This window comes from Wohlfahrtiimonas larvae (genome assembly GCF_002006755.1).
GTDB classification, from domain to species: domain Bacteria; phylum Pseudomonadota; class Gammaproteobacteria; order Cardiobacteriales; family Wohlfahrtiimonadaceae; genus Wohlfahrtiimonas; species Wohlfahrtiimonas larvae.
Map to the genome: position 1 here is coordinate 1 of NZ_MVDO01000172.1, position 4340 is coordinate 4340.

At 33.9% G+C, this 4340-nt stretch carries 4 protein-coding genes; 2 read left to right on the forward strand and 2 right to left on the reverse strand.

The window, feature by feature from the left end; translation table 11 throughout:
• Positions 1–284 precede the first annotated feature (284 nt).
• Together BZK14_RS09485 and BZK14_RS09490 are read right to left on the reverse strand one after the other, a co-directional pair.
• Complete coding sequence (locus BZK14_RS09485; RefSeq protein ID WP_077926262.1) at positions 285–1139, reverse strand: EamA family transporter; 855 nt, start codon at positions 1137–1139, stop codon at positions 285–287.
• A 41-nt stretch (positions 1140–1180) separates the two neighbouring features.
• Positions 1181–2545: a hypothetical protein gene (locus BZK14_RS09490; RefSeq protein WP_143691430.1), complete on the reverse strand. Its 1365-nt coding sequence runs from the start codon at positions 2543–2545 to the stop codon at positions 1181–1183.
• A 167-nt stretch (positions 2546–2712) separates the two neighbouring features.
• On the opposite strand from BZK14_RS09490, the gene BZK14_RS09495 reads away from it, so the two are divergent.
• Both BZK14_RS09495 and BZK14_RS09500 read left to right on the forward strand, forming a co-directional pair.
• Positions 2713–3669 (forward strand): ABC transporter permease, encoded by a 957-nt coding sequence (locus BZK14_RS09495; RefSeq protein ID WP_077926264.1) that lies wholly within the window; start codon positions 2713–2715, stop codon positions 3667–3669.
• On the forward strand, positions 3666–4340 hold a 675-nt coding region (locus BZK14_RS09500), incomplete at its 3' end, for an iron chelate uptake ABC transporter family permease subunit (RefSeq protein WP_077926265.1). The genes BZK14_RS09495 and BZK14_RS09500, both read left to right, overlap by 4 nt.

Here is a 4340-nt window from a genome sequence, read left to right on the forward strand (position 1 = left end):
AAATGAGCTCAAAAACACTTGTGAGCCCAACGTATATCCAAGCTTTATTAAACATGATTTCCTCTATCTTTCTATAATTTAAATAATATTGTTTGAGTTAAATGAAAGATAGAAACGCTAATAGAGTAGCAATAAGAATTGTGAAGTTAAAAAATGTGAGGTGTTATCTTTATGTATAACAAGCATAGAATAATCAGTAGTGGAACACATAAATATCTTAACCATCTCCCTTATATAGGTCAATGCTTATATTCCAATATATTATATTAAATCATAACTCATTGTTATCTTCCGCGAGCAGTTAATGTTGCGCCAATTGAAGCAATGATAATGGCAGCCAATCCACTCCATTGTATGACAAACAAATGTTCGCCTAAAAATATAATGCCAAAAAGCGCACCAACAGCGGGTTCTGCGCTGCTTAACATGCCGTAAGTTTTAGAGGGAATATGTGTCATTGCAATTAATTCAAGTGCAAATGGAATGGCTGACGATAATAATGCAACAATCAAACCATACATTAAGATCGTTGGCGTAAATAAGTTAGCCCCCTCCGTAATAATACCAATAGGCGCGAATAAAATAGCGCCCACAATCATTCCTGCCGAAACTATTGGCAAACCATAATCCTTACCAACTTTTCTACCAAAAATGATATAAATTGCCCACCAAAAACCTGCAACTAAGGCAAACAATACACCTTTGAAATTCACATTATTCACTTCATCACCAATTGGCAATAGAAGAATCAAACCTAAAATAACCAATGCAATCCAAATAAAATCAATCGGACGGCGAGAATAAAAAAGAGCCACTGATAAAGGTCCAGTAAATTCTAGGCCAACAGCAATCCCTATCGGAATCTCTTTCAGCGCCTTATAAAAGAAAAAATTCATTGCACCTAATGCCAACCCATAGATGATAAAGTTTCGGACATTACCCTTTTTAAAATCTATTCGCCATGGACGAAAAACCACCAATAAAATAATTGCAGCAAAACCTAAGCGCATAGAAGTTGCACCTTCTGCTCCAATTAATTCAAATAGTTTTTTAGCAAATACTGCACCTGATTGAACCGCTAAAACTGCCAATAAAAATACAGCAACCGCCCAAGGTGCGAAAGAATCTTTGTTTTCCATATACAGCAACTTATAAATAATAAAACCGACCGTACAAAGTACTATTTAACGTTTGGAATAGCAACTTCTAACAGGCTTAAAAACGGTTGATTAGCATCAAACCAACGCATAGGTTGTGGCAAAAGTGGCGAACCAAATTCAAGCTCATCATCTAAATGAATATACAGCCGTGAATTTAATTCATCTAACTGTACAATATCATCAACAGGCAACCTATCACCTTTTAAAATTCTAATCTTTGTACGCAATAGTTTTTCATATGCCTGTTGATATTGAGCTTGCTTTAAATATTCATAGGGCGATATTAAATATACATTAAAAGGTACGCCTTCTATATATGGCACAATCTTTTGAAATGATTCGACTGTAATATTTTCTTGTATTAATAAATCCTCATAGCGTTGATAATACTCATATAAGCGGTTAGCAACATCATTTTCAGCAGCTAAGGCTATAGCATCATCATGCACTAGATCCATCAATCTAGACTTATAATCTTGATATAAATATAAATTATTTTGCGTTGTAATTTTTGCTTGCCACCTCAATGATTGCTGAAGCTTTAATCTAAAACGTTCAATATCCTGCGAATAAAGCTTTGTTAAAAATGGATCTCCTGCATCTAGTAATTGTTGATCTAATAATGCATTAATCGTTTGATTAAGTGCTTGCTGAATATTGAGTTGTAACAATGGCATTGTCAATGCACCATGATGTTCTATATTGGCAAAAAAGTTAATTCTTGATAATCTTTCAATTGCCTTTGTTCGATCACCATAATAGAGCTCCAATACTGCATTTGCAGCATCTAAATCTAACAGTCTTATCACGCTTGCCATATCTGGATAGGCAGATGATGCAAAACTATACGGATGAAAATACCCTACCGATTTATCTATATACTTAGAAATATCCTCATAACGCTGTTGTAGTTCTTTATTTTTATCATTTAATACTCTAATTTGCGTTTCATCAGCAATCGTTTTTTGAATACAATCATGATCATTATAACGATTACATCGATTAATACTTTTTCGACTATTTTCTGCAATAAAAGGATGGTAAAAATTTAATAATGCTTCATTATCCTGAAGATATAGGGAAATACGCTCTGCCTTTTTTTGCATCCCCCAAATATCTAACACCCCACTCTGCATCTCTTGACCTAATGCATAATTAGCCTGCACAACTTTCCGTCCAATGTCATAAAAATTAGACTTAGGGTAATTCAATCCCACACCCCAAATGTACAAATTTTGCTCAAGTTTATCCAAAGATAGTGGCTGAATATCATAAAAATCCTTCACTTCTTGCGATAAATTTTGCATAGTGTTCGACTCATCTTTTGCAACTACAAAACTATTAAATGCAAGTAGAATGAACATTATAAGCATTGAGTATTTCATATTTATTTACCTTTAGCCTTACACCTAAATAAATGCTATTTGTAATATACCTAAAAGCTATAGTATTTCTAATATCGCCTAACAGCTATGAAAAATATAAATATCATGTAAAATAACAATCATTATCATTCGTGCATGAGTTTCATTTATGAAGGACGTTTTCTAGCATGAGAAAATGGCATCTTTTTCTCATACTCTTTATTTTAGCTATAGTTTCTCTATTTGTTGGTAACACAAATATTTCTGTTAGTGAAGTATTGCGTTTTGAATTAACCGAAAGACAGCTACAAGTTATTTGGGTCAGTCGAGTACCACGTTTGATTACTATATTAATAGCAGGTGCTAGTCTGAGCATTGCCGGCTTGATTATGCAAAAATTAAGCCAAAATCCATTTGTTTCACCAACAACAGCAGGAACAATGGAATCAGCTAAATTAGGGATTTTAATCGCAATTCTTCTATTCTCCAGCTCTGGCATGCTCATCAAAATGAGCTTAGCATTTATATTCTCATTAGCAGGTACTTTCATTTTTATGAAAATACTCAACCATATTCGCTATAAAGATGCTGTTTTTGTGCCATTAGTTGGTTTAATGTTTGGGGGCATTATTAGCTCTATCGCAACATTTATCGCTTATAAATATGATTTAATACAAAACATTTCATCATGGTTAATGGGTGATTTTTCTATGGTAATGTCTGGGCGCTATGAGTTGATGTACATCTCTATCCCTTTAATGATTGTTGCTTATCTTTATGCTAATCAATTTGCTATTGCAGGTATGGGGGAAGATTTTGCTAAAAACTTAGGTTTAAAATATAAACAAGTCATTAACATTGGCTTAGCCATTGTCGCTATGATTACAGCATGCGTCATTCTGACCGTTGGTATGATTCCATTTCTGGGCTTAATTGTCCCGAATATTGTTTCTATCTATCGTGGTGATAATCTACGTGATACATTGCCATACACTGCCTTATTGGGTGCCATTATTATTTTAGTATGTGACATCTTAGGCCGTATTGTAATTGCGCCTGCCGAAATTCCCATCAGTGTCACTATTGGTATTTTAGGCAGCACATTATTTGTTTGGTTACTCTTTAAAAAGGCATCGACAACATGAGTAATCGCACAAAATTATTAATCCTATTTATACTAACCATCGCAAGTATCCTATTTTTCTTATTATTTAAATTAGGACTTCATTGGGAATATCTCTTAACAAGTTGGGATCAATTTACCGATGACGTTGCTTATGCATTTAGAAATCGTAGCAATAAAATCTTGGCAATGACTATTGCAGGCACTGCAATTGCATTTTCAACTGTGATTTTTCAAACCGTTACACACAATAGAATATTAACGCCAAGTATCATTGGATTAGATTGGCTATTCCTATTAGTGCAAACTTTACTGATTTTCTTCTTAGGTGGTAAAAATTATGCCATGATCAGTAACGAATGGATGTTTTTGATTTCTATTGGAACATTGGTAGCATTCTCCATTATTTTATTTAAAATCATGCTTGGCAAAGAAGGTCGATCTGTCTATTTCCTCTTGCTTATGGGCATCATTATGGGGGCATTATTTAATAGTTTATCCACATTCATGCAAGTACTGATCGACCCTAATGAATTCTTATTAGCGCAAGATAAAATGTTTGCAAGCTTCAATAATGTGCAAGTCAAACTATTATGGTGGGCCTTAGGTATTCTTATTGCGACAATTGCTATATTTTTCCCTCTTATTCGTTACCTAGATGTGCTCTCATTAGGTAGAGATCAATCTGTCAAT

What these genes read in the sequence shown, in the direction of transcription:
- BZK14_RS09485 (WP_077926262.1), bottom strand. Translation starts at nt 1,139, where the DNA reads ATGGAAAACAAAGATTCTTTCGCACCTTGGGCGGTTGCTGTATTTTTA.
- BZK14_RS09495 (WP_077926264.1), top strand. Translation starts at nt 2,713, where the DNA reads ATGAGAAAATGGCATCTTTTTCTCATACTCTTTATTTTAGCTATAGTT.
- BZK14_RS09490 (WP_143691430.1), bottom strand. Translation starts at nt 2,545, where the DNA reads ATGAAATACTCAATGCTTATAATGTTCATTCTACTTGCATTTAATAGT.